We start from the raw sequence: 2,936 nt of genomic DNA on the forward strand, positions 1-2,936 counted from the left end.
AAAGGAAGCTGATCTTTTTTGTCCGAACAGCGTTCGGATTAATTTTACAATCTACCTTTTGTCTAACTTTTGTGTTGCACTTCATGCACTTTAAAATGACTCAAGGCTAGTTTTTATTTGCTACTGAGCCATCGTTAATGATGGCCATTTTGTTCTAAAGTACATTCGTGATGACGCAATGATTCACCGATATCTCATCCAGATACTAAGCCTTCTTCTCTCGAATGGAGCCCACCAGATCATCTGTAGCTGGAGCGTTCGCAAGCAATGCGCGAACATCATCAAGATTCACCTTAACATTCCAAACTAAAACACCAACTAACTTATCGGTATCTATGAAATAGACAAGCGATCCATGCGTTCGCCGATCAAAAATCAATTGCAATTTAGGATCAATATTACCGATTGCTTGCCAGGAAATATCAAAAATCATGGAATAGAAGTATGGGGTATGCTGATAGCTCATGTGAGCACCTGCCATATTACGGCCAACTAATTCACCAGAAAGTCGGGCATGGTCCACGTGCTCAATCCGTTGCCGACCCAAGATGTGATCTGGATAAGAGGCAATATCTCCAGCAGACCAGATGGCTGGGTCACTAGTATTGAGATACTCATTAACTTTCACACCACCATCAGCTAAATCCAAACAACTGTCTTCAGCTAAACTAATCCGCGGCGTAACGCCTAACCCAACAATGATCGTATCGGCTGCGATCACCGTACCATCCTTTGTCAATAGAGTCAAGTGGTCACCTTGGCGTTGATATGATTGGACAAACTGACCACTCATCAGTGTGACACCATTGCGTTTGAACGTGGCTTCATACTCAGTCCGAATAGACTCAGGAAATTTACCCTCACCCAGCGCTTTTTCTGGAAAAATCATCGTAACTTCAGTCTCATTTTGGGTCAGTGACGATGCGAGCTCTGTACCAACATATCCACCACCAATGATCACAACTCGCTTGTTCGGACCACTAAATTTACGTAACTTGCGATAATCTGACCACTGTCTAAAGACTAGCACATGTGGATCAGAAGGTCCCTGGATTTGTCTAGGTTCTCCGCCAGTTGCTAGCAATAGCTGTTCATACTTGATTTGCTCACTATCGGCCAATGTAATGACCTTATCTTGCCGATTAATAGCCGTAACCGTTGTCTTGAACTTAAAAGTCACATTGGGATAATTTTCAGCACCAATCTGAATGTTCTCTTCAGTGAATTCATCATCTAGCCATAGTTTTTTACTCAGTGCCGGTCGTTCATATGGGACATCCGCCTCTTGCGAAATAATTAAGATCTCACCCTCTGAATCTTCCTGTCGAATTCCCTTGATGGCATAGCCAGCAACCACTCCGCCACCAACAATGACGTATCGATAGCTGTTTGTCTGATCCAAATCACTCATCTAATCGCCTCCATAACTTTACTTTTTCTAGGATCATTGTAATATAAAAACGCCATGATTCGAAAAATAACGCTCAGAATTGTCAATCGTTGCTTGCTTTTATCAGAATAATAATTTTATTTACATACTGCTACAAAGCTATCAAATATCACTATGATCCAGATTTAGAATTGCGGATAACACAGCATAAAATAATATTATTTTAATTAAAAAACCTCAATTTTTAAGGTAATCATTTTTGATTTTAATTTGAAGTAACAATATTCGAAGAGTTGTCATTTTTCTTGGTCATTTCTCGGATTTTAGTGGAGTTAGAAGTTTCAAGTGGTCCGCTCTGCTATGATTCTCTCATGTAAACATCATCTTTGTATATTGAATTTCTTTCGATATCTGATAAAGGTCGTCCGTTTAATCCCTGTATTACGGGCAACATCTACATCACTCATACCCGTTTGATAAAGCTTAAAAGCGTGTTGCAAGCGGGGATCGTCTTGGGTGTATTGGGGTTTGCGCCCATGATATTTACCCTGCTGCTTAGCTAAGGCAATCCCTTGTTGCTGGCGCTCAATGATTCGCTTACGTTCACTTTCGGCCTGATACTTATAGAGTTCAATAATCAAGTTGATCATCAGTTGACGTAAATTGGGGTCAGCAATCCCCGTCATGGACGGCAAATTCAACACATCTAGGGTGGCCCCCTTATTTTGAATGGTGTTCATGATCTGAGTTAAATCCTGGTTGCTTCTGCCTAAGCGATCTAATTCAGTGACCAGGACAATATCTCCCTCACGAATATAGGCCAGCATTTTTTGCAGTTCTGGCCGATTAGTGTTAGCTCCACTTAATTTATCCGTAAATAATTTATCAACGCCTTTTAAGGCCGCTAGCTGTCGATCTAAATGTTGCTCTTTGGAACTCACACGAGCATAACCAATTTTAGCCATTATCAGCACTTCCTTTTGGACAGTTCTAATGAACATCTGTATTTCCTAGTATAGCACAAAAGCAAAAAAGGCCAATAGGGTATACCCTATTGGCTAGATTGGTTTAGTCAAACAAAAATCTTAATTGGTTCCTTATAAGAGCATATAATTCCATCATCACAACTGTCCTGCTATAATTATGGTAAAGGTGGTGGATCTCGACATTGTTGCTGAATACGGCATTGATATTTCTAAACTGTATGACAAGATCAAAAATGTTATCGTTCGGGAAGTAAAGAATATGACCGAATTAGAAGTAATTGAGGTAAATGTGAATGTTGTTGATGTCAAGACAAAGGAGCAATATGAAAAAGATTCGACTTCTCTGCAAGATCGCGTGAGCGATGCCACAGACAAAACGAAGGAAGCCGTCAGTAAGGGCGCAAAGAAATCGAAGGAAACATTAGGTGACAGCGTTGATAAAGTAACGTCTGACAATAAATCTAGTCGTGTTAACTAAGGGAGTGAGTAAATATGGGACTTATATGGTCATTAATCGTCGGGGCAATCATTGGTGCCATTGCTGGCGCAATCACTAACCG

The 2,936-nt window shown here is 40.5% G+C and carries 2 protein-coding genes and 2 pseudogenes; 2 read left to right on the top strand and 2 right to left on the bottom strand.

Going from position 1 to position 2,936, the window contains the following annotated elements; genetic code table 11:
• Positions 1-205 precede the first annotated feature (205 nt).
• Together FD28_RS01055 and FD28_RS01060 are read right to left on the bottom strand one after the other, a co-directional pair.
• A complete protein-coding gene (locus FD28_RS01055; protein WP_002825823.1) occupies positions 206-1,411 on the bottom strand; it encodes an NAD(P)/FAD-dependent oxidoreductase in 1,206 nt (401 codons plus the stop codon).
• A 359-nt stretch (positions 1,412-1,770) separates the two neighbouring features.
• Positions 1,771-2,355 carry a recombinase family protein gene (locus tag FD28_RS01060; protein WP_057731723.1) on the bottom strand — a complete coding sequence of 195 codons (585 nt, stop codon included), beginning with the start codon at positions 2,353-2,355 and terminating at the stop codon, positions 1,771-1,773.
• A 190-nt stretch (positions 2,356-2,545) separates the two neighbouring features.
• Here FD28_RS01060 and FD28_RS01065 point away from each other — a divergent pair.
• Together FD28_RS01065 and FD28_RS13140 are read left to right on the top strand one after the other, a co-directional pair.
• Positions 2,546-2,854, top strand: a pseudogene (locus tag FD28_RS01065) (Asp23/Gls24 family envelope stress response protein); the annotation flags it as partial.
• Between the two features lie 14 nt (positions 2,855-2,868).
• Positions 2,869-2,936: pseudogene (locus FD28_RS13140) on the top strand (GlsB/YeaQ/YmgE family stress response membrane protein); the annotation flags it as partial.

Source organism: Levilactobacillus hammesii DSM 16381 (assembly GCF_001434395.1).
In the GTDB taxonomy this organism is placed as follows: domain Bacteria; phylum Bacillota; class Bacilli; order Lactobacillales; family Lactobacillaceae; genus Levilactobacillus; species Levilactobacillus hammesii.